Annotated in this window: 24 protein-coding genes and 2 pseudogenes; 20 read left to right on the plus strand and 6 right to left on the minus strand. The window is 72.0% G+C overall.

Features of this window, described 5'->3' with window-relative positions:
• The first annotated feature begins 63 nt into the window (after positions 1-63).
• Positions 64-921: an MHYT domain-containing protein gene (locus tag AMA02S_RS28555; RefSeq protein WP_067463917.1), complete on the plus strand. Its 858-nt coding sequence runs from the start codon at positions 64-66 to the stop codon at positions 919-921.
• A gap of 27 nt (positions 922-948) precedes the next feature.
• Here the strand turns inward: AMA02S_RS28555 and AMA02S_RS28560 are convergent, their stop codons facing one another.
• Both AMA02S_RS28560 and AMA02S_RS28565 read right to left on the minus strand, forming a co-directional pair.
• A complete protein-coding gene (locus AMA02S_RS28560; protein WP_067463920.1) occupies positions 949-1,320 on the minus strand; it encodes a hypothetical protein in 372 nt (123 codons plus the stop codon).
• A gap of 63 nt (positions 1,321-1,383) precedes the next feature.
• Positions 1,384-2,601, minus strand: coding sequence for an MFS transporter (locus AMA02S_RS28565; RefSeq protein WP_067463923.1), 1,218 nt, complete (start codon positions 2,599-2,601; stop codon positions 1,384-1,386).
• Between the two features lie 256 nt (positions 2,602-2,857).
• Between AMA02S_RS28565 and AMA02S_RS28570 the strand changes: the two genes are divergently transcribed.
• Positions 2,858-4,057: a serine hydrolase domain-containing protein gene (locus tag AMA02S_RS28570; protein ID WP_067463926.1), complete on the plus strand. Its 1,200-nt coding sequence runs from the start codon at positions 2,858-2,860 to the stop codon at positions 4,055-4,057.
• Between the two features lie 120 nt (positions 4,058-4,177).
• Here the strand turns inward: AMA02S_RS28570 and AMA02S_RS28575 are convergent, their stop codons facing one another.
• On the minus strand, positions 4,178-4,411 hold the full coding sequence (locus AMA02S_RS28575) for a hypothetical protein (RefSeq protein WP_067463929.1): 234 nt from the start codon (positions 4,409-4,411) through the stop codon (positions 4,178-4,180).
• 168 nt (positions 4,412-4,579) lie between these two features.
• Between AMA02S_RS28575 and AMA02S_RS28580 the strand changes: the two genes are divergently transcribed.
• Positions 4,580-5,848, plus strand: a complete 1,269-nt coding sequence (locus AMA02S_RS28580) for a sensor histidine kinase (protein ID WP_067463939.1) — start codon at positions 4,580-4,582, stop codon at positions 5,846-5,848.
• Complete coding sequence (locus tag AMA02S_RS28585; protein ID WP_067463943.1) at positions 5,836-6,495, plus strand: response regulator transcription factor; 660 nt, start codon at positions 5,836-5,838, stop codon at positions 6,493-6,495. Before AMA02S_RS28580 ends, AMA02S_RS28585 begins: the two co-directional genes overlap by 13 nt.
• Before the next feature lie 72 nt (positions 6,496-6,567).
• Here the strand turns inward: AMA02S_RS28585 and AMA02S_RS28590 are convergent, their stop codons facing one another.
• The gene (locus AMA02S_RS28590) at positions 6,568-7,587 is read right to left on the minus strand and encodes an NAD(P)/FAD-dependent oxidoreductase (RefSeq protein WP_067463946.1); all 1,020 of its coding nucleotides are present in this window, start codon (positions 7,585-7,587) and stop codon (positions 6,568-6,570) included.
• Positions 7,588-7,901: 314 nt separating this feature from the next.
• On the opposite strand from AMA02S_RS28590, the gene AMA02S_RS44765 reads away from it, so the two are divergent.
• Positions 7,902-8,036: a hypothetical protein gene (locus AMA02S_RS44765; protein ID WP_281181932.1), complete on the plus strand. Its 135-nt coding sequence runs from the start codon at positions 7,902-7,904 to the stop codon at positions 8,034-8,036.
• Positions 8,033-8,656, plus strand: a complete 624-nt coding sequence (locus tag AMA02S_RS45115; RefSeq protein ID WP_369688413.1) for a P1 family peptidase — start codon at positions 8,033-8,035, stop codon at positions 8,654-8,656. The genes AMA02S_RS44765 and AMA02S_RS45115 overlap by 4 nt, the downstream gene beginning before the upstream one ends.
• Positions 8,657-8,752: 96 nt before the next feature.
• Here the strand turns inward: AMA02S_RS45115 and AMA02S_RS28595 are convergent.
• Positions 8,753-9,430: pseudogene (locus AMA02S_RS28595) on the minus strand (AfsR/SARP family transcriptional regulator); the annotation flags it as partial.
• A 79-nt stretch (positions 9,431-9,509) separates the two neighbouring features.
• Complete coding sequence (locus AMA02S_RS42215) at positions 9,510-9,719, minus strand: hypothetical protein (protein ID WP_157430882.1); 210 nt, start codon at positions 9,717-9,719, stop codon at positions 9,510-9,512.
• Positions 9,720-9,841: 122 nt separating this feature from the next.
• On the opposite strand from AMA02S_RS42215, the gene AMA02S_RS28600 reads away from it, so the two are divergent.
• The 14 genes and pseudogenes from AMA02S_RS28600 to AMA02S_RS45120 form a co-directional block, all read left to right on the plus strand.
• Positions 9,842-11,059, plus strand: a complete 1,218-nt coding sequence (locus AMA02S_RS28600) for a serine/threonine-protein kinase (protein ID WP_067463951.1) — start codon at positions 9,842-9,844, stop codon at positions 11,057-11,059.
• An 82-nt stretch (positions 11,060-11,141) separates the two neighbouring features.
• The gene (locus tag AMA02S_RS28605; RefSeq protein WP_084265690.1) at positions 11,142-12,968 is read left to right on the plus strand and encodes a phage tail sheath subtilisin-like domain-containing protein; all 1,827 of its coding nucleotides are present in this window, start codon (positions 11,142-11,144) and stop codon (positions 12,966-12,968) included.
• Positions 12,969-12,979: 11 nt separating this feature from the next.
• The gene (locus AMA02S_RS28610) at positions 12,980-15,361 is read left to right on the plus strand and encodes a phage tail sheath C-terminal domain-containing protein (protein ID WP_067463955.1); all 2,382 of its coding nucleotides are present in this window, start codon (positions 12,980-12,982) and stop codon (positions 15,359-15,361) included.
• Between the two features lie 34 nt (positions 15,362-15,395).
• Positions 15,396-15,857, plus strand: coding sequence for a phage tail protein (locus AMA02S_RS28615; protein ID WP_067463958.1), 462 nt, complete (start codon positions 15,396-15,398; stop codon positions 15,855-15,857).
• On the plus strand, positions 15,854-16,630 hold the full coding sequence (locus AMA02S_RS28620; protein ID WP_067463963.1) for a T4 family baseplate hub assembly chaperone: 777 nt from the start codon (positions 15,854-15,856) through the stop codon (positions 16,628-16,630). Before AMA02S_RS28615 ends, AMA02S_RS28620 begins: the two co-directional genes overlap by 4 nt.
• A 14-nt stretch (positions 16,631-16,644) precedes the next feature.
• A complete protein-coding gene (locus tag AMA02S_RS42220; RefSeq protein WP_157430883.1) occupies positions 16,645-16,800 on the plus strand; it encodes a hypothetical protein in 156 nt (51 codons plus the stop codon).
• 9 nt (positions 16,801-16,809) lie between these two features.
• Positions 16,810-18,891 (plus strand): hypothetical protein, encoded by a 2,082-nt coding sequence (locus AMA02S_RS28625; RefSeq protein WP_067463966.1) that lies wholly within the window; start codon positions 16,810-16,812, stop codon positions 18,889-18,891.
• Positions 18,892-18,904: 13 nt separating this feature from the next.
• Positions 18,905-19,480, plus strand: coding sequence for a hypothetical protein (locus tag AMA02S_RS28630; protein WP_067463969.1), 576 nt, complete (start codon positions 18,905-18,907; stop codon positions 19,478-19,480).
• A complete protein-coding gene (locus AMA02S_RS28635; protein ID WP_067463972.1) occupies positions 19,480-19,791 on the plus strand; it encodes a LysM peptidoglycan-binding domain-containing protein in 312 nt (103 codons plus the stop codon). Before AMA02S_RS28630 ends, AMA02S_RS28635 begins: the two co-directional genes overlap by 1 nt.
• A gap of 19 nt (positions 19,792-19,810) precedes the next feature.
• A complete protein-coding gene (locus AMA02S_RS28640; RefSeq protein WP_067463975.1) occupies positions 19,811-20,929 on the plus strand; it encodes a phage late control D family protein in 1,119 nt (372 codons plus the stop codon).
• A 10-nt stretch (positions 20,930-20,939) separates the two neighbouring features.
• Entirely contained in the window at positions 20,940-21,605 is a 666-nt protein-coding gene (locus AMA02S_RS28645; RefSeq protein ID WP_067463978.1) for a phage baseplate assembly protein V, read from the plus strand.
• Between the two features lie 10 nt (positions 21,606-21,615).
• Positions 21,616-21,981 (plus strand): GPW/gp25 family protein, encoded by a 366-nt coding sequence (locus AMA02S_RS28650; RefSeq protein ID WP_067463982.1) that lies wholly within the window; start codon positions 21,616-21,618, stop codon positions 21,979-21,981.
• Positions 21,978-23,540, plus strand: coding sequence for a putative baseplate assembly protein (locus tag AMA02S_RS28655; protein ID WP_067463985.1), 1,563 nt, complete (start codon positions 21,978-21,980; stop codon positions 23,538-23,540). Before AMA02S_RS28650 ends, AMA02S_RS28655 begins: the two co-directional genes overlap by 4 nt.
• Before the next feature lie 347 nt (positions 23,541-23,887).
• Positions 23,888-24,163 (plus strand): annotated as a pseudogene (locus AMA02S_RS45120) (phage tail protein); the annotation flags it as partial.
• Between the last annotated feature and the right edge of the window lie 104 nt (positions 24,164-24,267).

Genomic DNA, 24,267 nt, shown 5'->3' on the forward strand with positions numbered 1-24,267 from the left:
CTCGTCAAGTTCGCGCGGGCTCGCCAGTTAGCCGCGGAACGGAATCACCGGGGGCTGGGCTTCATGACACACGTTCACCATTTCACCTATGGGCCGCTCACCCCGATCGCCGCCTATGTGATGTCCTTCGTCGGGTCGCTGCTCGGCTTGCAGTGCACGTCCCGGGCGCGGGTCGCCAGCGGACGGTCGCAGGCGTCCTGGCTGGCGCTCGCGGCGCTGTCCATCGGCGGCACCGGCGTCTGGGTCATGCACTTCATCGCAATGCTCGGGTTCAGCGTGAGCGGCCTGGACATCCGCTACAACATCCCCCTCACGCTGCTCAGCGCCGTCATCGCGATCGTGGTCGTCGGGATCGGGATGTTCCTGGTCGGGTTCGGCGGCGAGAAGGCGCGCTTCGTCCTGCCGGGCGGCGTCATCACCGGGCTCGGGGTGGCCAGCATGCACTACGCCGGGATGGCGGCCATGAACATGCCCGCGGACGTCTCCTACCAGCCGGGCATCGTGCTGCTCTCCATCGTGATCGCCGTCGTGGCCGCCAGCGCCGCGCTCTGGTTCACCCTCCACGTCCGCCGCACCGCCGCCACCGTCGGCGCGGCGTTGATCATGGGGGTGGCCGTCTCGGGAATGCACTACACCGGGATGGCGGCCATGCGGGTGCAGTCCCTGCCGGGGGCCGATCCGGCGTCCGGCGCCCAGGCCGGCAACCTGCTGATGCCCCTGATCGTCGGGGTCAGCATCGTGGCGGTCGCCCTGCTGGTGATCGTCTCGGTGTACCCGAACGAGAACGAGGTGCTCTACATGGCCGAGCTGGAACGGCGGGTCCGCGACCGCAGGACGGGGCCGCCGCCGCCCGCACAATCGCCGGCCATCGAGAGGAAGGCGGGCGAGTGGTTCGGCGGAGGCCCACCGTCGGCGCAGTGACCTGCCCGGTCGACCTCGTGCGAGGGCTCACCGTCCGTCGATGTTGAGGTCGCCTCCGACCTGGTAGACGCGGCTCCGTCCGGACGCCCGCGCCCGCTGTCGCACGACGGTGACGCCGTCCCCGGACGCGACGATCCCGTGGTTGTCCCCGCCGACGGCGTTGGACCGCTCCCCGGAGGCGTCCACCCGCGCGCCGGAGCCGTCGCCGCCGTCCGGACGCCGGTCGGCCACCAGCCCGTACACCGCGACGGCCAGCCCGGCCACCGCGACGAAAACCCCGACCACGCTGGCCAGCTTGTCGGCCCTGTCCAGGCCCGCCGCCACCGAGTACACCGCCATCCCGGCGAGCGCCGCCACCGCGACCGCACCACCGGCCCGAACCAGTACACGCCGTGCCATGCCCCCATCATCGGTCACCCGTCCTGCGGCCACCCGGTCCTATGACACCCACGGCGGGAATTTCTAGGCGAGTTCGGGTCTCCTCAGGCGTATCGGCGTCGCCATGGCCCATAGGGCGATCACCGCGCAGGCGGTGCCAGCGACCAGGCACGCGGCCATGACCCCGAAACGTGCCGCCGCCCCGGTCAGCACGGCCACGCCGAGAGGTCCGAGGGTGTTGTGGATCGTCCAGAAGGAGGCGGTGACGCGGCCGAGGAGATGGTCGGGGGTGACCTCCTGGCGGAATGACATCGAGCAGATGCCGGCGACGCCGGTGGAGAACGAGCGGACGGTGGCCAGAACACCGACCAGCAGCGCGCCCGGCGCCACTCCGAGGAAGGCGATCGTTGCGCCGCACAATGTCCAGGAACCGATCCAGCACACGCCGAAACCGAAACGTCTCCGTGCGGTCGCCACGACGGACGCCGCCAGGAACGAGCCCGTCGTGGCGGCGGCCAGAACGTATCCGACGACCCGGTCAGAATGGCCGAGGTCGTGTTTCAGGTAAAAGATGATGAGGTTGGTCAGGCCGTAGGTGATGAAGATGAGCAGGGACAGCAGAACGGTGAGTGCGCGCAGCACCGGATGCTTCCACAGAAAGACGACACCGGCGAGAAAATCCCTGATCACGCCACGGCGCTGTGCATTGTCAGCGCCGGTCTCTCCACGCTCTCGGGGCCGCACCCTGACCAGAAGGAGCCCGGTGGCGGACAGCGCGAAACTGCCCGCGTCCACCGCGATGGCCATGGCCGGCCCGACCAGGCCGGAAACGATTCCGGCGAGCAGTGGGCCGCCGACGCCGGCCACCGCGTAGGCCGAGTAGAGATGCCCATTGGCCCTGGTGATCTCGTGCCCGCCGACCAGTCCGGGCACCACCGTCACGTAGGTGACCTGAAACTGCATCGCGAAGGCGCCGGCCAGGGGCACGACCAGGAAGAGGAGCCATACCTGGGGCGCGGACAGCCACACGAGCGGGATCGCCCCGTAGAGGACACAGCGGGCCACATCGCAGACGATCAGCAGGGCACGCCGGTTCACCCGGTCGGCCACGTACCCGGCGAAGAGGCCGGTGACGATCGAGGAGACACCGGCGAGGCTCGTCACGATTCCCATCTGGACGAGTGACCCCGTCGTCTGCAAGACCAGGAGCGGCACCGCTATAAGGGAAAAGGCGTCACCTACCGCCGACAGAGTCTGCGCAGTGAGAAAGGTTTGAAAGTTTCGATTTCTCCACAGGGACATGTCTCCTCCGGAGGGTATCCGTCGCCCTTACGGCCGCAGGGGTGACAGAGGTCATTCTAGTGCTTCAAGATCATGTTTTGGCCGGCCCTGTGGCCTGCGTACCCTCGCGGTGGTACAGCTGGCTGTACCACGAACATGCTTGTTCACGCCCAACAGAGATGGGAGCCCGCTCTCTCGTCGCTCCCTCTTCTCCTTCCTACGGTGATGGCATCGCAATAGCGATGCCATCACCGATTCGCGAGGGAGTTCGTGACTGATGCGCGTCAGGATCAGCAAGAAACTTACCGCCACGGCGCTCGCCGCCACCGCGATGGCCGGGGCCGGGTTCGCTCACCCGGCGGCCGCCGCGCCCAAGCCGGCGCAGGACTCGTTGCAGGAACGGGTGAACGCGATCCAGGCGACCAAGGCGGTCGTCGGTGTGCAGGCGCAGTCGATCGGTCCGAAGGGCTCCCAGTACGCCACCGCCGGGGTGTCCGACAGGGAGACCGGTGAAGCGGTGGAGGCGGGGGAGGCCTACCGGATGGGCAGCGCCACCAAGACGTTCGTCGCCGCCGTGGTGCTGCAAATGGTGGCCGAGGGCAAGCTGTCCCTCGACGACACCGTGGAGCGTTGGCTGCCGGGGGTGGTGACGGGCAACGGCAACGATGCTTCGAAGGTCACCATCCGGCAGTTGCTTCAGCACACGAGCGGAATCTTCAACTACACCTTTGACTTTCCTCCGCTCACCGACAAGAAGGCGTTCGAGGCCAATCGCTTCAGGACCTGGACCGGTCAGGAACTGGTGGCGATCGCGATGCGGCACAAGCCGGAATTCACTCCCGGCTCCCGCTGGAAGTACTCCAACACCAACTACACCCTGGCCGGAATGATCATCGAGAAGATCACCGGCCGCGGCTGGTACCAGGAGGTGACCCGGCGCATCATTCAGCCGCTCGGACTGCGCGGGACCTCCGCTCCCTACGACCAGCCCTTCATCGTGGCCCCCCACACGCGTGGCTATTCGGCCTTCCCCACCCCCGACAACCAGGACCCGCCGGTCGAGGACGCGATCGACACCAGTGACTGGAACCCCTCGGCGGGCGGTGCGGCCGGGGCCATGGTCACCACCACCGCCGACCAGAACCGGTTCTTCACCGCCCTCCTGAAGGGCCAGGTGGTGCCCGCGGCGCAGCTGGCCGAGATGAAGACCACGGTGCGGGCAGAGGAACTGGAGGCCGTGTGGCCGGGGGCGCGCTACGGGCTCGGACTGCTCCAGGCCTCGCTGACCTGCGGCGGGAGCTACTGGGGCCACCCTGGCGACGTCGCGGGCTATGCCACCCGGAGCGGTGTCACCACCGACGGCGCGCGCTCTGTCGTGGTGGAGACGACGGGGGACGGTACCAACTCCGACCTCTCCACCCTGCGTGCGCAGAACGCTTTGATCGACAGGGAGTTGTGCGCCGCCGGATCCAAGTAAAAGTACCGGGCCGGAATGGGGATGCCACTCGAAAGAGACGCACGAAAGCCACCGCCGAGGCCGTCCACAACCGGGCGGTTCCGGTGGTGGCTCCTTTGCGGTGCGCTCCGAACGTGATTCTCAGCGGCGCCGGTTCCGGTAATGCTGGATGATCAGAGCGGTGGCGCTGGCGAGCGTGGCGGCCCCGAAGGCGGCCGCGACACCGTCGCAGGCGCCCTTGGTCGCCGTCGTCCCGGCGGCGCCGGTCACCAGCAGCAGCCAGAGCATCGGCCGGGTTTTCCCGCCCTGCGGGCGCGTGGACGGAGTGGAGGAGGGCGCGGATGACGTCTCGGAGAAGTCGTCAGGGTCCGTCATTTGCGTTCTCCTGATTCAGTGGTGCTATTGCCAGGAGACACGCTAGGAACCGCCATGGTGGAAAGCGATCCAGCCACCGAGCCGTCTTCGGTACAGCAGGCTGTACCACGCGCGGCCGTCGGCGCAGATCGCTCTGCTGTCCTGGCGTCACCGGCCGAGGAGGTACAGATGCTCGCGGAGGAGTCAGGACCGGCCGTTTCCCGGCGGAGCGGAGGGAAGGCGATAGCGCGCGCCCGCGCCATCCTCGACGCGCTCGAACACCTCGTGGGCGGCCTCGGCACGGCCATGCTGGCGCTCACCGCCCTGACCTGGATCCTCGTGGTGGGGCTCGCGTGCTTCACCGGTGTGGGCCTCCTCTTAGCCCGTACCGTGCCACGCGTCGTGCGGACGGCGGCCGACCGGGAGCGCGCGAGGCTCTCCCGGTGGGGTCCGGAGATCATCTGCGCGGGACCAGTACCCAACCGCGCGCGTGCCGCGTACGCGGACCCGGTCTTCCGGCGTGAGCTGCGCTGGGTGTTCATCCACGGGACGTTGGGCCTGTTCCTCAGCCTGGTGGGGGCGACGACCGCGATCAACGCCGCGCAGGACATCACCTTCCCGCTGTGGTGGCGGCTGCTTCCTGAGGGCAAGGCCACGCCGAACCTGGTGTTCTGGACGGTGCGCGACAACACCGACGCCGTGGCGGTCTCGCTGCTCGGCGTGGGGCTCGGCGTCGCCTTCCTGGTCCTTGGGACGGGAATGGCCTGGTTGCAGGCGTTGCCGGGGCGGCGGCTGCTGGTGCCCAACGCCGACAGCGACCTGACCCTGCGGGTCGCGCGGCTGTCGGCCACCCGCGCCGCCGCGCTGGACGCCCACGGGACGGAACTGCGGCGGATCGAGCGCTCGCTGCACGACGGGACCCAGAACCGGCTCGTCGCCGTCACCGTGCTGCTCGGTGCGACGCGCCGAGCGCTGGCGCGCGATCCCGCCAGCGCGGGCGCCGTCCTCGAACGCGCCCAGGACGCCGCCGAGCAGGCGCTGGCCGAGCTCCGCACGGTCGTGCGCAGCATCCTGCCGCCCGTCCTCGCCGACCGGGGGCTCGCCGGCGCGCTGGCCGGGCTCGCGGCCGACTGCGGAATCCCCTGCCGGGTGGACGTCGACGTCCCCGTCCGCTGCGCCGCGTCCGTCGAGGCCACCGCCTACTTCATGGCGGCCGAGGCGCTCACCAACATCTCCAGGCACAGCCGGGCCCGGCGCGCCACGGTGACCGTCCGACGGGTGGGCGACGTGCTGTCCCTGCTGGTCGAGGACGACGGCGTCGGCGGCGCGGACGAGCAGAGCGGCACGGGGATCGCCGGCATTCGCAGCCGGATCGAGGCGCATGACGGCAAGCTCACCCTGACCAGCCCTCCCGGCGGACCGACGACCCTCCGAATGGACCTGCCATGCGGATCGTGATCGCCGAGGACGACCCACTGCTGCGCGAGGGGGTGGCGCTGCTCCTGCGCGCGGAATCGCTGGACGTGGTGGCCACCACCGACTCCCCGGAGGCGTTCCTGGACGCGGTCGACGCCTACGAGCCCGACGTCGCCGTGGTCGACGTGCGGATGCCGCCGACCCACACCGACGAGGGGATCAAGGCGGCGGTCGAGGCGCGCCGCCGCCGCCCCGGGCTGGCCGTCCTCGTGCTGTCGGCCTACGTCGAGCACGCGTTCGCCGCCGAGCTGCTCGCGGCCGGCGCCGACCGGCTCGGCTACCTGCTCAAGGAACGGGTCGGGCGCGTCGAGCAGTTCCTCGACGCGCTGCACCGGGTGGCCGCCGGCGGCACGGCCATCGATCCGGACGTCGTCGCGCAGCTGCTCACACGTATCCGTCCCGACAGCGCGCTGGAGCGGCTGACCTCCCGGGAGGGGGACGTGCTCGCGCTGATGGCCGAGGGGCTGGGCAACATCGCCATCGCCGAGCGGCTCTATGTCGCCGAGGGCACCGTCCACAAGCACATCCGCAACATCTTCGCCAAGCTCGACCTGTCGCCCTCGGACCGGGCGGACCGGAGGGTCACCGCCGTCCTGCGCTATCTGGAGGAGACCCAGCGCCGGGTCTGACGTCGGATCATCGGCATGGCCCCGTGGCTCGGGGCCATGCCGCGCCGCCCGGCGATGCCGCGCGGTGACTCCTCACAGGCCGTGGCGTCGGTCGGCGGCCACCCGTGCGCAGTTGCGGGCCTCGGTGTCGGCGGAGAACCGGTTCCGGGCGGCCGCGACCGCCTCCCGGGTCTCCTCGGCGACCAGATCGGCGTTGATCTGGGCCGCGGCGGCGGCGCCCGCGGCGGCCGCGGCTCCGACCTGCGCCATCAGGTCGGTGACATTGCCCGCGACCCAGACCCCTGGCGCCTCGGCACGTCCGGCCGCGTCCGCGGGGATGTGCTCGCCGGCGCCCGACGGGTGATCCACCGGCCGCAGCCCGAGCCCCGCCAGGAACCCGGCCCGCGCCACCATCCGGGGCGAGACCGCCAGCGCCTCCCGCGCGACCAGGGTGCCGTCGCTCAGCCGCACACCGGTGAGGCGGTCCTCGACGACCTCCAGGGACGCCACCTCCCCGTCCACCACCCGGATGTCGCGCGCCGCCAGTTCCTCGACCTGCTCGCCGGTCGGCCGCAGGGTGTGGGAGAAGAACGTGACATCGTCGCTCCACTGGCGGAACAGCAGCGCCTGATGGACCGAGAGCGGTCCGCTCGCCAACACGCCGATGGCCTGGTCACGGACTTCCCAGCCGTGACAGTACGGGCAGTGCAGCACGTCACGTCCCCACCGGTCCCGCAGCCCCGGAACGTCCGGTAGCTCGTCGACCAGCCCCGTGGTCACCAGCACCCGGCGCGCCCGGATCCTCGAACCATCGACGAGCTCGACCGCGAACCCGCCGTCCTCACGGGCCACGGCACCGACCGTCCCGCGCAGGACCCGGCCGCCAAAGCCGCTGACCTCCGCCCGTCCCCGTTCCAGCAACTCGCCCGGAGCGATCCCCTCCCGGCCCAGCAGCCCGTGCACATGCCCGGCGGGCGCGTTCCGCGGGTCGCCCGCGTCGATCACCACCACCGACCGCCGGGCGCGGGCCAGCATCAGCCCCCCGTTCAGCCCCGCGGCACCGCCGCCGATCACCACCACGTCATAGTCTTCGGACACACTGACCACCTCCACTGACCACACTGCGAACCCGACGCCCCTCCAGGCAAGTTCTGTTGCCGAACCCGCAAGTTCGGACGTCAGCCGAAAGGGCTACTGCCACAGGTCGATGGGGACGTGGCGGACGGCTCGCCCCGCCTGGTCGAGGATCCAGCCCATGCGTTTGGGATTGGCCAAGGTCAGGGAGCGGCCGAGGATCGGGCCGCGCGCCGCTGGCAGCGCCTACGGTCGGCGGGACCGGCCTGGGTCACCGCCTACGGCGGGCACTTCGTAACGATCCCCCCCACACCCCCGCGTGCCTGGCGCTCGCCGCCGTCCTGGCCGCGACCGTGCCGCTCGGTGCGGGCTCGGTCCCGGTGGTGCCCGGCGCGACCGTCTTCGACCTCGGTCAGGGCGCCGACGCCAATGACCACATGGAGAAGATCCCCGGCCTGGACGCGGGATACCAGGCGGCCAAACCGTGAGCATCGACCTCGGCGACGGCCTGTACGTCGGCGCGCTGGTCGTCGTCAACTCCGCCGGCAAGGTCTACAACCAGGCCGAAGGGTGCGAGCTGTACACGCTCTACATGGAGGTCGGGAACGAGTTCGGTGACACCCGGCGCCCGCCGCGCGGCTGCCAGACCTCCGCGGGTCCGAAGTCCGACCCTCGCCCGGGTCACACCGACCGCAAGGTCGACGAGAACACCACCATCGGCGTGGTCGCCACCAACGCGACCCTCACCGCCGCCCAGGCCCAGAAGATGGCCCAGGTCGCCCATGATGGTCTGGCACGGGCGATCCGCCACCCCGCTGGGCGACCGACGAACCTACTGCCAGGTCTTCGTCGGCGCCTGCACTACCCGCACCCCCCGATAGCGTCACCCGGCCCGGCCTGGTCGGCGCTGACCGGAGCGCCGACCAGGCCGGGCCGACCGGGAACGGGGCCGAGCCCGCGAGCCTCAGCCCCGGCTCATCTCGTTCGGAGCGGATGCCTTCTCGTCAACACCGCACTCGTTCACCCCGCACTCGTTCACATCGCGCTCGTCACCACCGCGCTCGTCAACACCGCACAGGCGCGGCGTCGGGATATCGAGCAGATGTGAGGTTGGGCGACCTATGGCCGTGTCCCGGCGCCGGAGCGGAGGGTCGGGGGCTGGAAACGACGAGGCGGCATAGGGGGCGGGCTGGACGAGGCGGCTGAGCGATGGGGAGGGGAGGACGTTCAGTTCGCGGCGGATCAGGCTCGCGTAGCGCTGGTAGCTCTTGCGGGCTTCGACGACGTTGCCCTCGGCCAGATGGGCTTCGATGAGGGCCCGCTGCGCGCTCTCGCGCAGCGGCTCGGCGTTGATGGCGAGCATGGCGGCCTCGACGGCGTCGGCGTGACGGCCGAGCCTGGCCAGCCGGCGGCTGAGCGACTCCAGCGCGTGCAGCATTCGCTGGCGGAGCCGTTCGCGCTCCAGCAGGGCCCAGTCGTCGTAGTAGCCGGGGAGAAGGTCGAGCGCGTCCAGGCAGGTGGGAGAGACGTCCAGGTCGGCACGCTCCTCGGCGCCGGCGATCAGGCGTCCGGCCCAGTCGCCGATGAGGTGGGCGTCGACCGCCACTCCGCCGTCCAGCCAGATCGACCATTTGTCGGAGGCCAGGACCTCGATCTGCGCGCCCCGCAGCCGCCACAGCGCGGAGCGCAGATTGCCGGAGGCGCGTTCGCCGTCGCTGCCCGGCCACAGCGCGTCGGCGGCGCAGCGGCGATCGACCCGCCGCCGGTTGAGGGCGACGAACGCCAGCAACCGCCTGCTACCGCGGGGGATGTCCTGGCGCCGGCCGCCGACCGTGACGTACGGGCCTTCGAACAGATGCAACATCGACGCCTGCGTGTCCATTGGCTCCCCTTGCCGTGGAACGGGGTCACGTGACGGTAGGTCACCTACCGTCACCACTTCGTCACAGTCTCGCCCAACGTCACACGCGAGGTCGACCCCCGTCCGGTGGAGCGGACCGCAAGAAGTCGGCGACCGCGGCGGCCGCCGCGTCCGCGTCGGAGAAGTGGCGGACGGGTTCAGGGCAGCCGAGCACGACGTCCCGAGTGATGATCAGTGAGATGAGCAGGCCCGTTGGCTGGCTTTCCACCCTGAGGAGGCAGACCGCGGTGTGCGCGCGTGGTCCGTGCATGCCCACACCATGAACCCGACGGCGTCACCGTGCTGTTATGCGACGCGACGGTGACGGCGCGGTGACTATGCGCAACCTAGGGTCCCGGGCATGGACGAGTTGCGACCGACGGGCGCCCCGCCGTGACGAGCCTGGTCGTTCACGACATGACGGTGCCGTGGAGTTCGACCGACCCCGCGCTGCGCATGACGGTGGAGCGGCGTCCGCTCTTCGGCGCCGAGACCGTCGTCGGGCGGCTGCGCCACGACGGCGGCGCGACCGGAGCCGCCGAGTTCGTGCCGGCGGCGCCCCTCGACCTGACGGGGGCGGAGGAACTGCGGCTGTGGATCCAGGCCGACCGCCCGGCCGACGGGTCGGGCCGGCGACCCTACTACCTGGCGCTGACCTACCAGGACGCCGCCGACGGCCCGGCCGACCGGCACCGCTGGTACCTGCCCGCGGGTGCGCCGGGTACCTGGGAGCAGCGCCGCATCGGCATCGAGGCAGACCGGCGCGGTGCGGTCCGACGGTTCGCGCTGGAGCCCCTCGGCCCGGCGCCGTTCACCGTCCGGCTCTCGCCACTGCTCGCGGTGCGCGAGGAGATGCTCGACGACGTCGAACGCGCGCTGCGCGACGCGCTCGCAGGTGTGGAACCGCCAGGGCTGGCCCGGATCCCGGTCGCGGCGGCGGTGAGCGCCGGGGCCACCGTCGTGCCGGTGACGGGGCGGGGGTTCGCGGCCGGCAACAGGGTCCGGCTGGACGGCGGGACCGCGGGCACCGAGGTGCACGACCTGGTCGAGGCGGCGGCCGATCCCGCGACGGGGCGGAGCACGCTGACCCTGGCCCGGCCGCTCGGCGGCGCGTTCACCCCGTCCGGCGGCACCGTCACCGTGCTGGTGCCGGTGACCGACGAGCCGGTCACACCGCGCATCGCCCTCGCGCCGCTCGACGTGCGCGAGGACCTGCCCCGGTCGTGGCAGCTCGACCAGCGGGACAGCTTCCGGCCGCGCGGCGCGCTCACGGTGTGCAGCGTCCGCCGGGCCGCCCGCGCCTACCTGGCCGACTACCAGCTCGACGTGGTGGCCGCGCGTGACCGGGCGGCCTTGGTCGGAGCGGTGGTGCGCCGGCTGTCCGCCGACCGGGCGTTGTGGATCGACGGGGCGCCCGCGCCGGTGTGGATCGTCCCGGCGCCGCTGCTGGAGCGCGACTCCCGGGGCCCGGCACCGGTGTACGTCCGGGTGGGCGCGCGTGCCGAGGTGGCCGCCCGCCGCGAGATCGCGTGCGTGGCGCGCGTCGAGTCCCGGACCGGGCAGCCGGGCGGCTCCGGCGAAGACGACGAGGGGATCGTGGTCGGGTCATGACGGCGCACGAGGGCGGTCCGCGTGGCGCTCGGCGTGGACCGAGCCCGACGGAACCGCACGGCAACCGAAGGGACGTCATGACATGGCAGTGAACGTGGGCGTGAACGTCGTCGAGTCCGACGGCTCGGCGGTACCGGCGATCGCCGCGGCGCCGACCTCGGTCGCCGCGTTCGTCGGGCCGGCCGAGCGCGGGCCGCTCGACCAGCCGGTGCGGCTGACCGGCGCGGCGCAGTTCCGCGACAGGTTCGGCCGTGGCGACGGGCTGCTCGGCTATGCGCTGGAGGGCTTCTTCCGCAACGGCGGCGGGACGGCCTACGTCAGCCGGGTGGCCGGCGCGGGCAGCGCTCCGGCGACGCTGACGCTGACCAACCGGCAGCAGGCCGCGGCCCCGGCGCTGCGCCTGGCCGCCGGGTACCGGGGCCGCCCGGACCCGGGAGAGTGGGGGGAGCGGCTGCGGGTCGAGGTGTCGGACGACCCGCGCGGCACCACCAGGCTCGCCGCAGACTCCGGCGCGAACGCCACGAGCGCGCGGCTCGTGTCGCTGGCGGGCATCGACGTCGGCTCGGTGCTGCGCTTCTCCGGCGGCACGTCGCCGGTCGTGCACCGCCGGGTGACATCGGTCGACCCGGTCACCGGCACGGTCGGCTGGGCGGACCCGCTCTCCGGGGCACTGCCGAGCGCGACCATCGTGGTGACCACGGCCGAGTTCCGGCTCACGGTGCGCCACCAGCCCGACCCGGCCGCGCCGGCCGCCATCGTGGAGACCTGGCGCAACCTCAGCATGGAGAGCGACTCCTCGGACTACGTCGTGGCTCGCCTCAACCACACCTTCAGCGGTTCGCGGTACCTCACCGTCACCGACCTGGGCGGTGCCGCGCCGGTGGGGGACAGGCTCCCGGCGATCGTCACGAACAAGGCGCTGGACAACGGCGCCGACGCCGCGCCGACCGCGGCCGACCTGATCGGCGACGCCGCGGCGCGGACCGGGCTGACCGCCCTCGATACCGTCGCGGTGCAGCTGATCGCCCTGCCCGACGCGCACGGGCTGGGCGACGCGGGACGCGACCAGGTCGTACGGGCCGCGCTGGACTACTGCGCGGGACGCGGCGACGCCGTGTTCGTCGGTGCGGTGCCGGACCGGGGCCGCCGGGGTGGGGTGAGCGTGGCGCGGGCGCCCGCCGACTACGACCAGACAGAGAATGACTACGCCAAGACGGCCTCCGATTACGCGGCCCGGTTCCAGGGCGCCAAGGTGTACGGCGCGCTGTACACCCCGTGGATCCAGGTGGCCGACCCGGCCGCCGCGGGGCCGTCGTCCGCCCGGTTCGTGCCGCCCGACGGTCACATCATGGGGGTGTACGCGCGGACCGACACCGAGCGGGGGATCTGGAAGGCCCCCGCGGGCACGTCCGCCCAGGTGCGCGGCGCCCTGGACGTGGCCGCCCGGTTCACCGACGGCCAGCACACCGACCTCGTGCGGGCGGGGCGGGTCAACGGCATCCGGCCGCAACGCAGTTTCGGCATCGTGGTGGCGGCGTCGCGGACGTTGTCCACCGACACCCGCTGGCTCCATGTCAACGTCCGGCTGCTGTTCAACTACGTCAAGGCGTCGCTGCGCGACGGGCTCCGGTCCGTCCCGCAGCAGCCGCACACCGAGCAACTGCGCCGGTCCGTCCGGGCCAACCTGATCACGCCGTTCCTCATGGGCCTGTGGCGGCAGGGGGCGTTCGGCGGCGATCCTCCGGAGCAGACGTTCACCGTCAAATGCGACGCCGAGAACAACCCGCCGAACGAGGTCGACCTCGGCAACTTCCGGGTGGAGGTCTCCTTCTATCCCGTCCGGCCCGCCGAGACGGTGCTCATCGTGGTCGGCCAGCAGCCCGGCGGCGGATCCGCCGCGGAGAGGTAGGAGGGGCAGCCATGGCCTTCAACATCGGCGTCAACGTCGTGGAGATCGACGGGCCCGCCGCTCCCGCCATCGCGTCCGCGCCGGTCTCGGTCGCCGGGTTCCTGCTGCGCACCGAGCGCGGGATCCCCAACGTGCCGGTCGCCCTGCACGGCCCCGGCGACTACGCCGCCGCCTTCGGCGGGTTCGTCCCGGACGTCTTCGGGCCGCACGCGATGCGCGGGTTCTTCGACAACGGCGGAACCGAGGCGTACGCGGTGCGGGTCGTGGACCGGGAGACGGCACGGGCGGCCCAGGTGACGCTGGCCGACCGCAAAGGCGTGCCCACCCTCCAGGTGACCGCGGGCGCGCTCGGCCGAGAAGACCCCGGCGCCTGGGGGAACTCGCTGTCGGTAGGCGTCGCCGACCATCCCCGGGCCGTCGTGGCGGTGCCCGCCCAGGTCGCCGGGTCGAGGGCGGAGCCGTTCGCGATCGCCGACGGCCAGAGACTGGACATCGCGGTCAACGGGGTCGTGAAGGCCGCTTCGGTCACCTTCCGCGCGTCCGACTTCGCCCACCCCGGTGCGGCGTCGGCGGCCGAGGTGGCCGCCGCGGTGGCGCGGCAGACGCTGCGCGTGCGGGCCGCGGTCACCCCGGACGGCCGGGTCCTGCTGGCCAGTACGGTGCCCGGCCCGGCGTCGCGCTTGGAGCTCAGCGAGTCCGCGGCGGCCGTGCTCGGATTCGCCGGCTCGACCGCCACCACCGACGGTGCCCTGGCCGGCGTCACGCTGGCCGCCGTGGGCGCGGTCGGCGGGCTGCTGCCGGGCGCGGCGGTGCTCATCGAGAGCCGGGCCCGGGTGGTCGGCACCGCGGCGCCGAGCCAGACCGTCCCCGCCGACTCGGCGATCAACGTGGCGGTCGATGGCGCGGCGCCGGTCGCGGTCGTCCTGCGTGCGGCCGACTTCCCGAACGGGCTCGCCAATGTGCAGCCGGCGGACCTTGTCGCCGTCCTCAACCGGTACCTTCCGTCCGCGACGGCCGCGCTGGACGCGGGCGGCCGGCTGGTGCTGATGTCGGACTCCTACGGATCCGACTCCAGGCTCGTCGTCACTCCCGGCACGGTGGACGCCACCGCCGCGCTCGGCCTGACCGGCGCGACGTCGGTGCCGGGGGCGGCGCAGCGCCGCACCCTGGCGGTGGTGGCCGAGGACGCGAGGTACGTCACCTGGACCGGCGCGCTCCCCGGCGCCGGGATCGCGGCGAATGCCGCCCGGATCCGGTCGGCGGAGTTCGACCTGATCGTCAGCCGCGACGGGGCCGAAGTCGAGCGGTTCGAGTCGCTCACCATGCAGGACGGGGCGGCGCACTACGTCGGCACCGCGGTGAACGACCAGCTGTCGGGCTCGCGGTATGTCACGGTGACCGACCGGGGCAGCCCTTCCGGTCCGGTGGACGACCTGCCCGCGCCGGGCCTCTTCCAGGTCGGCGCCGGGACGAGCGGCCGCTCCGGCGCCGACGGCCAGACGCCGAACGAGACCGCCTTCGCCGGCGACCCGGCCGCCCGGACCGGGCTGTACGCCTTCGACACCGTGGACATCCAGCTCCTGGCCTGCCCGGACTCCACCGCGGCCGGGGTGGTGGGCGCGTGTCTCGGCTACGCCGAGCGGCGCGGCGACCTGATGTTCGTGGGGACGGCCCCCGTCGACCTCGATCTGGAGGGGATCAAGGCGTACGCGGCGCCGCTGCGCGCACGCAAGGTCTTCGGCGCGCTCTACGCGCCGTGGATCGAGGTGGTCAACCCGCTCGACCGCACCGGTGGCGCGCCGCGGCTATGGGTGCCACCCGTCGGGCACGTCCTCGGCATGTACGCGCGGATCGCCGAGGAACGCGGAGTGTGGAAGGCCCCGGCGGGCGCGGAGGCCGGGCTGACCTCGGCGCTCGGCGTCCGCTTCGACATGACCGACGCCGACCACACCGACCTGGTCAAGAGCGGCGGGGTGAACGGGGTGCGGGCGCTGCCCGGGCGGGGAATCGTGGTGGACGCCTCGCGCACCCTGTCCACCGATACCCGGTGGCTCTACGTCAACGTCCGGCGGCTGTTCAACTTCGTCAAGTCCTCGCTGCGTGACGGGCTCAGCGGGGTGGTGCAGGAGCCGAACTCGGCGGACCTGCGGCAGCGGGTCCGGCTCAACGTGGTGACGCCGTTCCTGCTCGGCCTGTGGAGGCAGGGCGCCTTCGGCTCCGATCCGCCCGAGCAGACCTTCACCGTCAAGTGCGACGAGGAGAACAACCCGCCGGCCGAAGTGACGCTGGGCAACTTCCGGATCGAGGTGCAGTTCTACCCGGTCAAGCCCGCCGAGACGATCGTCGTCACCGTCGGCCAGCAGGACAGCGGCGCGGCCGCCACCGAGACGTGAGCGGCCGCCACGAAGACGTGAGAGGAGAGACGGCATGTCCGAACTGACGTTCAGCGAGTCCTACCGCACCCACGGCTTCCTGCTGGAGATCGCGGGGACGGCCTGCCCGGTGACCAAGGTGACCGGGCTCAGCGAGGGCTCCACCGACACCATCGAGCAGCCGGTGGGCGGCTCGCCGGTGGTGCTCAAGATCTCCAGCGGGGTGGTCAAGTTCGAGCCCCTCGTGATCGAGCGCAACATGGACGGCAGCCCGTTCGACCGGCTGTTCCAGGAATGGTTCAAGGACATGTTCGCGCTGAACGGCCCGAGCAAAGGGTCGTCCGTCCGCCGCAACGGCGCGGTGATCAAGCTGGAGAACGGCCAGGAGGTGCTCCGGTTCGCCTTCTACGAGGGCTGGGTCAAGTCCTCCAAGTTCGCCGATCTGGAGGCCGGGTCGACCAACCTGTTCAAGCAGACGGTGGAGATCGAGCACAACGGGATGGAGCGGGTCTCGTGACCGCACCCGCCCGTCCACGTGAGTTCGAGTTCGAGCTGCCGGTCGGTTACGAGGACGGCGACGGGCAGGTGCACCGGACCGCGGTGCTCCGCAAGATGACCGGGCGCGACGAGGCGGTGCTGGCCGACCGCCGGCACCGGGCCAACGGCGCGCGGATGATCTCCGAGCTGCTCGGCAACTGCCTGGTCCGGCTGGGGACGCTGGAGGCGCCCGGAATCCGCGCCGCCCAGGGCCTCTACTCGGCCGACCGGCAGTTCCTGCTGATCCGGCTGCGGGAGATCACCTTCGGGGCGCAGATGCAGGCGAGCTACGCGTGCGGCGTGTGCCACGAGTCGACGATCCTCATCGAGGATCTCTCCGAGCTGGAGGTGGTCCGGCTCGGCCCCGGCGAGGTGCCCGGTGACGTGACGGTGAAGCTGGAGGACGGTTACATCGACCGTTCCGGCGACCTCTACGACGTGCTGGTGTTCCGGCACCCGACCGGGCTGGACGAGGAGCGGGTGGCCGGTGCCGTCAAGGAGAACGCGTCCCAGGGCAAGAACGCCCTGATGGCGCGTTGCCTGAAGGAGATGGGCGACATGCCGAGGCCGAAGCTGGAGGCGCTCGGCACCGCCGTCTTCAAGGACATGACGCTCTCCGACCGCGGCCTCGTCGACCGGGCGCTCAACACCGACGGGCCGGGCATCGACCTGCGCCGCCCGGTGAGCTGCGGCGGCTGCGGCCGCGAGTACACGGCCTCGCTGGACATGTCGAATTTCTTGGCGGCTTCGTAGGGGAGGAGGACCGGTTGCGCCGGGAGGTGTTCTTCCTGGCCTACCACCTGAGCTGGGGGGTCGAGGAGATTCTCGGCCTGCCCACCGAGGAGCGCTGGCACTACCTGCGGCAACTGACCGAACAGCTCGAAAGCGAGCAGGACGAGATCGCGGCGGCGAGGCGGAGGTGAGGGGGAGAGGTGAACGTGGAGTCGGTGGTGACGATGCTGGACCAGATCCACACGGTCCTACGCGAATCCAAGATGGCCCCTGGTGACGTGCTGCACTCGCTCGTCCAGATGATCGACGCATTGCGATTCGCATCCCAAAAGCAGGTCGCCGAGATCAACAAGGTCGTGAAGGCGAGAGTGGAGACCGCGTCGGGTGAGATCGTCGATCTCGTCCGGGTCGTGGACGTGTTCGTCAAGAAGGCGGGCGAGATCGACCTGCACATCGAGCACAAGACCGGCTCGCTCAAGAGGTCGTTCCCTTCCGTCGCCATGGCCTACCAGGACAGCAACATGCAACTGCGCAGCGACCTCCTCCTCGGCGCGAAGGGCGAGGCGCGCAACGTCTGGAAGTTCTCCGGCGAGCCGATCGAGCAGTCCATGTCCCTGCTGGAGAAGCGGCTCCGAGGCTGGACCGACCACCTGCGGGACAGGTTCGGCGCATCCGACACGGAGATCAAGCGCGCGGTGGAGAGCCTCCGGATCGAGGACACCTTCGGCACCGCGATCGAGTTCACCTGGAGCCCCAAGGGGCCGATCGCGCGCAAGGCACTGGAGGCTGCGAGCCACAGCCCCGACTTCGGGCCCGCGATGGACGTGCTGTTCGGCGCGTCCGGCAAGCTCGCCGACGCCGCGCACGACGCGGCCACGGGCGCCAGCTTCCAGGGGGCGGAGGAGACCTTCGAGAAGAGGATCGAGGACAGCGTCACCGCCGCCCTGGACGAGGCCGGCGCCGGCGCCTCCGCGCACGCCGCCAGGTCGCTCGGTGAGCGGGTCACCGCGGGTGCCGATGCCCTCGGTGCGGCGCTGACCGCGGTCCCGGCGTTCTACGACTCGGTGACCACGCTGGGCGAGGCGTGGAACAAGCCGCTCCAGTCCACCCAGGACTACATGGACCTGCTCGCGGCCGGCGGCGGGGTGGTGAGCCAGGCCGGGCAGGTGCTCCAGGCGTTCACCGGGATCACCCAGATCGCCGCCGCGGCCCAGGCGGTGTTCAACGCGGTCATGGCGCTGAATCCGGTCGTCCTGGTGGTCATCGCGGTGGTCGCGCTGATCGCCGTGGTCGCGCTGCTGATCGTCTACTGGGACGAGGTGAAGGCGGCGCTGCGCGACAATCCCTGGCTGGCCGTGATCGCGGTGATGCTCGGTGTCGTCGGCATCATCATCGTGGTCATCGCGTACTGGGACGAGATCAAGCTGGCGGTGCTGGTCGCGGCGAACGTCGTCTCCATCCAGGCACAGCGGATCGGCCAGTACCTCCTCGGCATCGGCACCGTCGCAGCCCAGGTGTGGAGCTGGATCACCGCCACCGCCGAGAACGCCGGGATCGGTGTGATCAACGCGTTCATCACCGCGGGCACCGAGGTGCGGAACTTCTTCGTCGGCCTGGTCAACTCGCTGCTGGAGGCGTACAACGCGTTCGCCGACAGCGCCGCCGGGCAACTCGCCGGGCTGAGCAAGGCGGCGCTGCTCCCCCCGGTCGACGTCCAGAGCCGGTTGCTTCCGCCCAAGGAGGTGCCGCGGATCGACGTCGCGGCGGCCTTCGCCCCGCAGCAGGTCACCGGTGGACTGGAGAGCCAGATCGCGGCCCAGGAGGCGGCCGTGGCCAAGGGCCGCAAGGACGACGAGGACCGCCGCGCCAAGCAGGCCGCCACCCCGCCTCCCGGGGCCGAGTCCGCTGGAGTACCGACACCGCCTGGCCTGCCGGGCATACCGGGCGCAGTCCTGCCGCCCGGCGCCGCGCCCGCCGGGGCGTCGGCGGTGCCGCCACCGGTTCCCGCGCCGGTCCCCGGCACACCGGGCGAGGCCGAGCCCCCGGGCCGCCCCACGCTCCCGGTCGCGCCGGCGGCGCCCCCGCCGGCCGCGGCCGGGCACGCCGACCAGTCGATCCGGGTGGACGGCGGGATCACCGTGAACATCAACGCCGAACGCCTGGAGGCCGACGCGGCGCGGCTGCTGTCCGACGAGATCATCCGGGCGATCCAGGAGCGGCTCGGGTCGCTGCGCTCCGAGCAGGACTTCCGGACCGGCAACCGCGCCCCGGCGCCGGCGTGAGGAGGGAGAGCCGATGCATACCCTGCGCGAGCCGGACCGCGGCTTCCTGGTCGGGCTCATCCCCGATCCCGGCGTCCCCGACGTGGTGATCGAGTTCCAGTACAACCCCACCCAGCTCGGCGACCGGCGCGCCGTCGGCTACGCGACGGTCAACGCCCCCGGGCAGCTCCTGCCGTCGCGCCAGTACACCCAGGGCGGCGACCGCACGATCAGCTTCACCGTCCGGGTGGACGGCCTGTACGCCGGGCCGTCCGACGACCGGATCCCGATCGGCAGGGACGACGACGGCGGCATCACCCCCGAGCTGAACAAGTACCGCGCCCTGCTGTGGCCGCGCAGCCGCTCCTGGCCGGACGCCGGCGGCACCTTCACCGGGCTGTACGGGCGGGGGGAGGGCTTCGCCGCCCCGCCCGACTGCGTGTTCGGCTTCGGCGACCGGATCATCGACTGCGTCGTGACCGAGGTCGCGATCACCGAGACGCTGTTCACCCTCGGGCTCGCGCCGCTGCGCGCCGACGTCGCCGTCACCCTCGTCGAGCGGATGCCGGACGAGGCCGTCTCCACCGCACCGCTGCCGGGAGGTGTCTGATGCCGCCGAGCCCGGAGTCCAGATACGCGGGGCTGCCGATCCTGACCGTCACGGCGCCGGACGGCACGCAGCGCCGGGTGGTCGCGCTGCGGCTGACCCGGCCGCGTCCCGCCACGACCGGACGGCACCGGGTCGTCCAGGGTGAGGACCTGGACCTGCTGGCCCACCGGTTCTACGGCGGCGAGGGGTTGTGGTGGCGGATCCTGGACGCCAACCCGCTGGTCTTCCCGCTCGATGTCGCGGCCGGCGACGTCCTCGACCTGCCCGAGCCGGGCCCCGCCACCCGCACCACCCGCGCGAGGGGGTTCTAGGGATGCGGGGGTGCTAGGGATGGGGACGCGGGTGCCGTACATGAACGTCCGCCTGGAAGGGCAGGACGTCACCGACTGGGTCACCTCGGTCACCGTGACCGAGGACGACCGGCAGGCCGACAGCGTCACCATCGCGATCTCCGATCCCGCGCTCGTCTACGCCGACGGGCTGTTCGAGGGCAGCCTCGCCGAGGTGGACCTCGGGTACGCCGAGCCCGGCCAGCACGCCCTGCTGATCCGGGCCGTGATCACGAAGGTGGAGGTCGGCTATCCCGACAGCGGCGTGCCCGCCGTCTCGATCAAGGGCGAGGACAGGTCGATCGAGATGGGCCTGGTCGAGCGCAAGAAGGTGTGGCGCGGGCGGACCGTCACCGACATCGTCCGCGCGGTGGCCGGGCCGTACGGCTTCGCCCGGGTGGAGGCATCGCTCAGCCCCGACCCGACGGTCAGGAGCAAGCCGATCAACCAGGACGGCAAGACCGACCTGGCCTTCCTCCAGGAGCTCGCGCAGACCTATCACGCCAAGTGCTTCGTCGAGCTGGACGAGTCCGACCAGGAGGTCCTGTACTTCATCCCCGAGCGCCGGGTGGTGACGCTGCGCCGCGCCGACACGCTGGTGCTGCGCTTCCGCGACGGGCCGGACAGCAACCTCGTGAGCTTCTCGCCGGTGTTCGACAGCGGCTACATCGACCGGCTCAAGGAGGTCACCGACATTGACCGGCAGGGCCGGCAGGTGGGCTCCACACCGGCCGAGCCGGTCGACGTCGTGATCTGGGAGCTGGACGAGGGCCGCCTCGCCCGGGTCGGCCCGCGGGACCGCGACCGGCTGCGGCTCCTCTACGCGCAGGGCGTGCGGCGCAAGCGCGAGCTCCAGCGGAAGCTGTCGGCCCGGCGCCCCGCGGTCGGCCTGGTGGTGCCCGACCAGGACGAGCTGGAGGCGACCGACGACTCGCTGGAGTCCCGCAGGCTCGGCATGTCGGCCTCCGGCAGCACCACCGGCACGATCTGGCTGCGCGCCAAGTCCACGGTCGTCGTGCGCGGGGTCAACGACCGGTTCAACGGCGAGTGGTACGTCTCCTCGGTCACTCACAAGGTCGACGGCGGCGGCTACCGGACCGATTTCAAGTGCGTGAGGTGAGGGGATCACAATGCCGGGGCAGTACTTCGGGAAATACACGGGGATCGTCAAGGACAACCGGGACGATGAGGGCCTTGGCCAGGTCAAGGTCTCCGTCCCGGCCATCTTCCCGCCGGACGAGCTGATGACCGCCCGTCCTGCCCTGCCGTACGGCTACTTCTTCGTGCCGGAGAACGAGGCCAAGGTCTGGGTCGAGTTCGAGGGCGGCGATCCGGGGCTGGTGCTGTGGACGGGTGTGCAGTACGTGCCGGGGGAGTGGCCTGCCGAGGCCAGGGCGAATCCGCCGCGGCGCCGCGTCGTCCGCTCGGCGGCCGGGCATGCGCTGCTGTTCGAGGACGCGGAGGGGGCCGAGAAGGTCCAGATCACCGAGGGCGCGCACGCGCACGACGTCACCTTCGACGCGTCCGGCATCACGCTGCGGGACGGTGTCAACGGCCACAGCATCACCCTCGACGCGGGCGGGATCCGGCTGAGGACCGCCGGCGGCGCCGAGGTGGCGCTCACCGCGAGCGGGATCGTGGTGGACGCCGGTCCGGGCATCGCGGAGATGAAGGGTTCCCTGGTCAAGCTCGGTCCCGGCGCGGCACCGGTGATCCGGGTCGGTGACTCCGGGATCGGCAACCTGGGCGCCCCGGTGGTCATGTCGGTGACCACGAACTCGCAGGTGCTCGCGTGAGGGGCGGGCGGTGACCGGCCGGTTGATGGGCCCGGCGTTCCCGTTCCGGATCGAGTCCGGCGGGGTCGCCCGGGCCGTCGACGACGACAAGGTCGAGGCCGACCTGCGGCACCTGCTGGCCGGGCGCGCGGGGGAGCGGGTCATGCTGCGCGACTACGGCACCGCGGTGCCCGCCCGCCTCCAGGAGCCCGGCTCCGCCTCGCTGGCGCCGCTGCTGCGCCGCGACATCGAGCGTGCGCTGGGCCGGTTCATGCCCGAGGTCCGGCTGACCGCGCCCGTCCGGGTCGTCGTGAACGAGGAACGGCTGACCGTCGTGATCGAGTACGTGGTCCGGCCGTACGACGTCGTCCGGCGACTCGAACTGGGGCTCCCGTGAGCGGCCCGATTCCGCCGTCCGCGCGGGCACCGGTCGACTACACCGGTATCGGGTACGACGCGCTGCGCGCCTCGATGCTGGAACTGGCCCGCCGCAAGCTGCCGGAGTGGACCGACCACAGCGAGGGCGACCTCGGGGTGCTGCTCATCGAGCTGTTCGCCTACGCCGCCGACCTCACCCTCTACTACCAGACCCGGATCGCCGCCAACCTGCTGCCGGAGACCTCCGACGAGCCGGAGGCGCTGGTGCAGCTGCTCCGGCTGATCGGGTACGAACTGGCGCCGCCCATGCCGGCCTCGGCCGATCTGGAGATCGCGTTCGACGCCGCCGTCGTCCCGCCCGTCACGCTCCCGGCCGGCACCGCGTTCACCGTCGCCGCGCCGGGCGGGCGCCAGTTGCGCTTCGAGACGCCGGGCGAGGTGATCGTGGAGCGGCTCCCCCCGCCCGGCGTGGACGGGCTGCGCCGCTTCTACCCGCTGCCGGTCGTGGAGGGCACCACCGTCGTGGACGATCCGGTGGCCGTGTCGGACGGGCGGCCGAACCAGCTGTACCCGCTGCGCCGGGGGCCGGTGATCCGCGGTTCGATTTCGGTGGCGGTCACCGAGCCCGGCGGGACGACGTCCTGGACGGAGGTGCCCAGCCTGGCCGCGAGCACCCCGGTGGACCGGCACTATGTGAGCCGGCGCGATGCCGCGGGCGGCGCCGAGATCCGCTTCGGCGACGGGGTCAACGGGATGGTGCCGCCGCCCGCGGGCCCGACCAGCCCGGTGCTCATCACGGCCCGCTACCGGGTGGGCGGCGGACGGGTGGGCAACATCGGTGCGGGGCAGGCGTTCGTCCCGGCCGGGCAGCAGATCAAGCAGGCCGTGAACCCGCGGGCCGCGGCGGGCGGCGCGGAGGCCGAGGACCTGGAGCGTGCCCGCGCGCTCGCCCCGCGGCTGTACCGCAGCCAGGACCGCGCCGTCACGCTGGACGACCACGCCGACATCGCCCGGCTGGTGCCCGGCGTGGGCAAGGTCAAGCCCGTCTCGGCGAGCTGGAACGAGGTGGTGCTGCATGTCGCGCCGGCGGGGCAGGTCGCCCCGCCCTCCGAGACCCTGGTCCGGGACGTCCTGGCCCATTTCGAGCGTTACCGGATGGCCACCGAGCTCGTCACCGTGGTCGGCCCGACCGAGGCCGACATCTACCTGGCGGCGCGCGTGTGGGCGCAGCCCTACTTCACCCGGTCGGCGGTGCAGCGGGCGGTCGAGGACGCGATCGGTGCGTACCTGGGCTTCGAGCAGGTCGCCTTCGGCCAGAAGATTTTTCTGAGCCGGATCTACGACCTGCTCCAGGATCTGGAGCAGGTCTCGTCGCTGACCGTGGTCAAGTTCGGCCGCGACCCCGCGCTGCCCGCCGACATCGTGGCGCACCCGCGGGTGGACGCCACCGGGATCATCGAGCTCGCGCCGCAGGAACTGCCCCGTCCCGGATACCGCGACAACCCGCCCGCCACGTCCGGGTTCGACCTGTCCGGGCGGCCCACGATCGTCACGATCATCGAGGGTGGGGTTTCGTGAGGACCGTGGCGGCCGTCCGCGCCACCCCCCATCTGGAGGGCGGCCGGATAGACCTGACCTGGTCCAACCCGCCCGCGGCCGACTTCGAAGGGCACCCGCCGCTGGCCGGCGTCCGGGTGGTGCGCCGCGAGCGCACGTTCCCGCTCGACCCCGACGACGGGCAGGTGGTCTACGACGGCCCGGTCGTGGACCGCGTCTCCGACCCGGCCGTCCGGACGCTGGCCACGCACTACTACACCGTCTTCACCCGCGACGCCGCATCGCCGCCGGCCTACCGCGCGGACGGCGCGTCGCGGGCCAGTTCCTTCGCCACCGCCGACCACGGCATCCCGGCCCGCCTCTACCGGATGCTGCCCGCCGCCCACCAGCGCGCGGACGTGCCCGCACCGGGCCAGCTGTTCCGCTTCCTGTCGGCCGCGGCGGCCCCGCTGAACCTGGCCCGCAGTACCGCCGAGGGGCTGCGGGCCCTGCACGACGTCGAGATCGCGCCGCCGGACTTCCTCGGCCCGCTGGCCCACTGGCTCGGCTGGGACCTGGACCGGACGCTGCCGGTGTCGGCGCAGCGCAACGAGATCGCCGCAGCCCCGTACCTGTACCGGGGCGTCGGCACCGTCCCCGCACTGCGGGCGATCGTCGTCCGCTACACCGGCTGGGACGTCCGGGTCGCCGAGATGGCCCAGTCGATCGTCCGGTCCGGCGACGCGCCCCGGCTCAACGTGTTCGCGCT

This window comes from Actinomadura macra NBRC 14102 (assembly GCF_001552215.1).
GTDB classification, from domain to species: domain Bacteria; phylum Actinomycetota; class Actinomycetes; order Streptosporangiales; family Streptosporangiaceae; genus Spirillospora; species Spirillospora macra.

What these genes read in the sequence shown, in the direction of transcription:
- AMA02S_RS28555 (WP_067463917.1), top strand. Translation starts at nt 64, where the DNA reads ATGACACACGTTCACCATTTCACCTATGGGCCGCTCACCCCGATCGCC.
- AMA02S_RS28560 (WP_067463920.1), bottom strand. Translation starts at nt 1,320, where the DNA reads ATGGCACGGCGTGTACTGGTTCGGGCCGGTGGTGCGGTCGCGGTGGCG.
- AMA02S_RS28565 (WP_067463923.1), bottom strand. Translation starts at nt 2,601, where the DNA reads ATGTCCCTGTGGAGAAATCGAAACTTTCAAACCTTTCTCACTGCGCAG.
- AMA02S_RS28570 (WP_067463926.1), top strand. Translation starts at nt 2,858, where the DNA reads ATGCGCGTCAGGATCAGCAAGAAACTTACCGCCACGGCGCTCGCCGCC.
- AMA02S_RS28575 (WP_067463929.1), bottom strand. Translation starts at nt 4,411, where the DNA reads ATGACGGACCCTGACGACTTCTCCGAGACGTCATCCGCGCCCTCCTCC.
- AMA02S_RS28580 (WP_067463939.1), top strand. Translation starts at nt 4,580, where the DNA reads ATGCTCGCGGAGGAGTCAGGACCGGCCGTTTCCCGGCGGAGCGGAGGG.
- AMA02S_RS28585 (WP_067463943.1), top strand. Translation starts at nt 5,836, where the DNA reads ATGCGGATCGTGATCGCCGAGGACGACCCACTGCTGCGCGAGGGGGTG.
- AMA02S_RS42215 (WP_157430882.1), bottom strand. Translation starts at nt 9,719, where the DNA reads ATGCACGGACCACGCGCGCACACCGCGGTCTGCCTCCTCAGGGTGGAA.
- AMA02S_RS28605 (WP_084265690.1), top strand. Translation starts at nt 11,142, where the DNA reads ATGGCAGTGAACGTGGGCGTGAACGTCGTCGAGTCCGACGGCTCGGCG.
- AMA02S_RS28610 (WP_067463955.1), top strand. Translation starts at nt 12,980, where the DNA reads ATGGCCTTCAACATCGGCGTCAACGTCGTGGAGATCGACGGGCCCGCC.
- AMA02S_RS28615 (WP_067463958.1), top strand. Translation starts at nt 15,396, where the DNA reads ATGTCCGAACTGACGTTCAGCGAGTCCTACCGCACCCACGGCTTCCTG.
- AMA02S_RS28630 (WP_067463969.1), top strand. Translation starts at nt 18,905, where the DNA reads ATGCATACCCTGCGCGAGCCGGACCGCGGCTTCCTGGTCGGGCTCATC.
- AMA02S_RS28635 (WP_067463972.1), top strand. Translation starts at nt 19,480, where the DNA reads ATGCCGCCGAGCCCGGAGTCCAGATACGCGGGGCTGCCGATCCTGACC.
- AMA02S_RS28640 (WP_067463975.1), top strand. Translation starts at nt 19,811, where the DNA reads ATGGGGACGCGGGTGCCGTACATGAACGTCCGCCTGGAAGGGCAGGAC.
- AMA02S_RS28645 (WP_067463978.1), top strand. Translation starts at nt 20,940, where the DNA reads ATGCCGGGGCAGTACTTCGGGAAATACACGGGGATCGTCAAGGACAAC.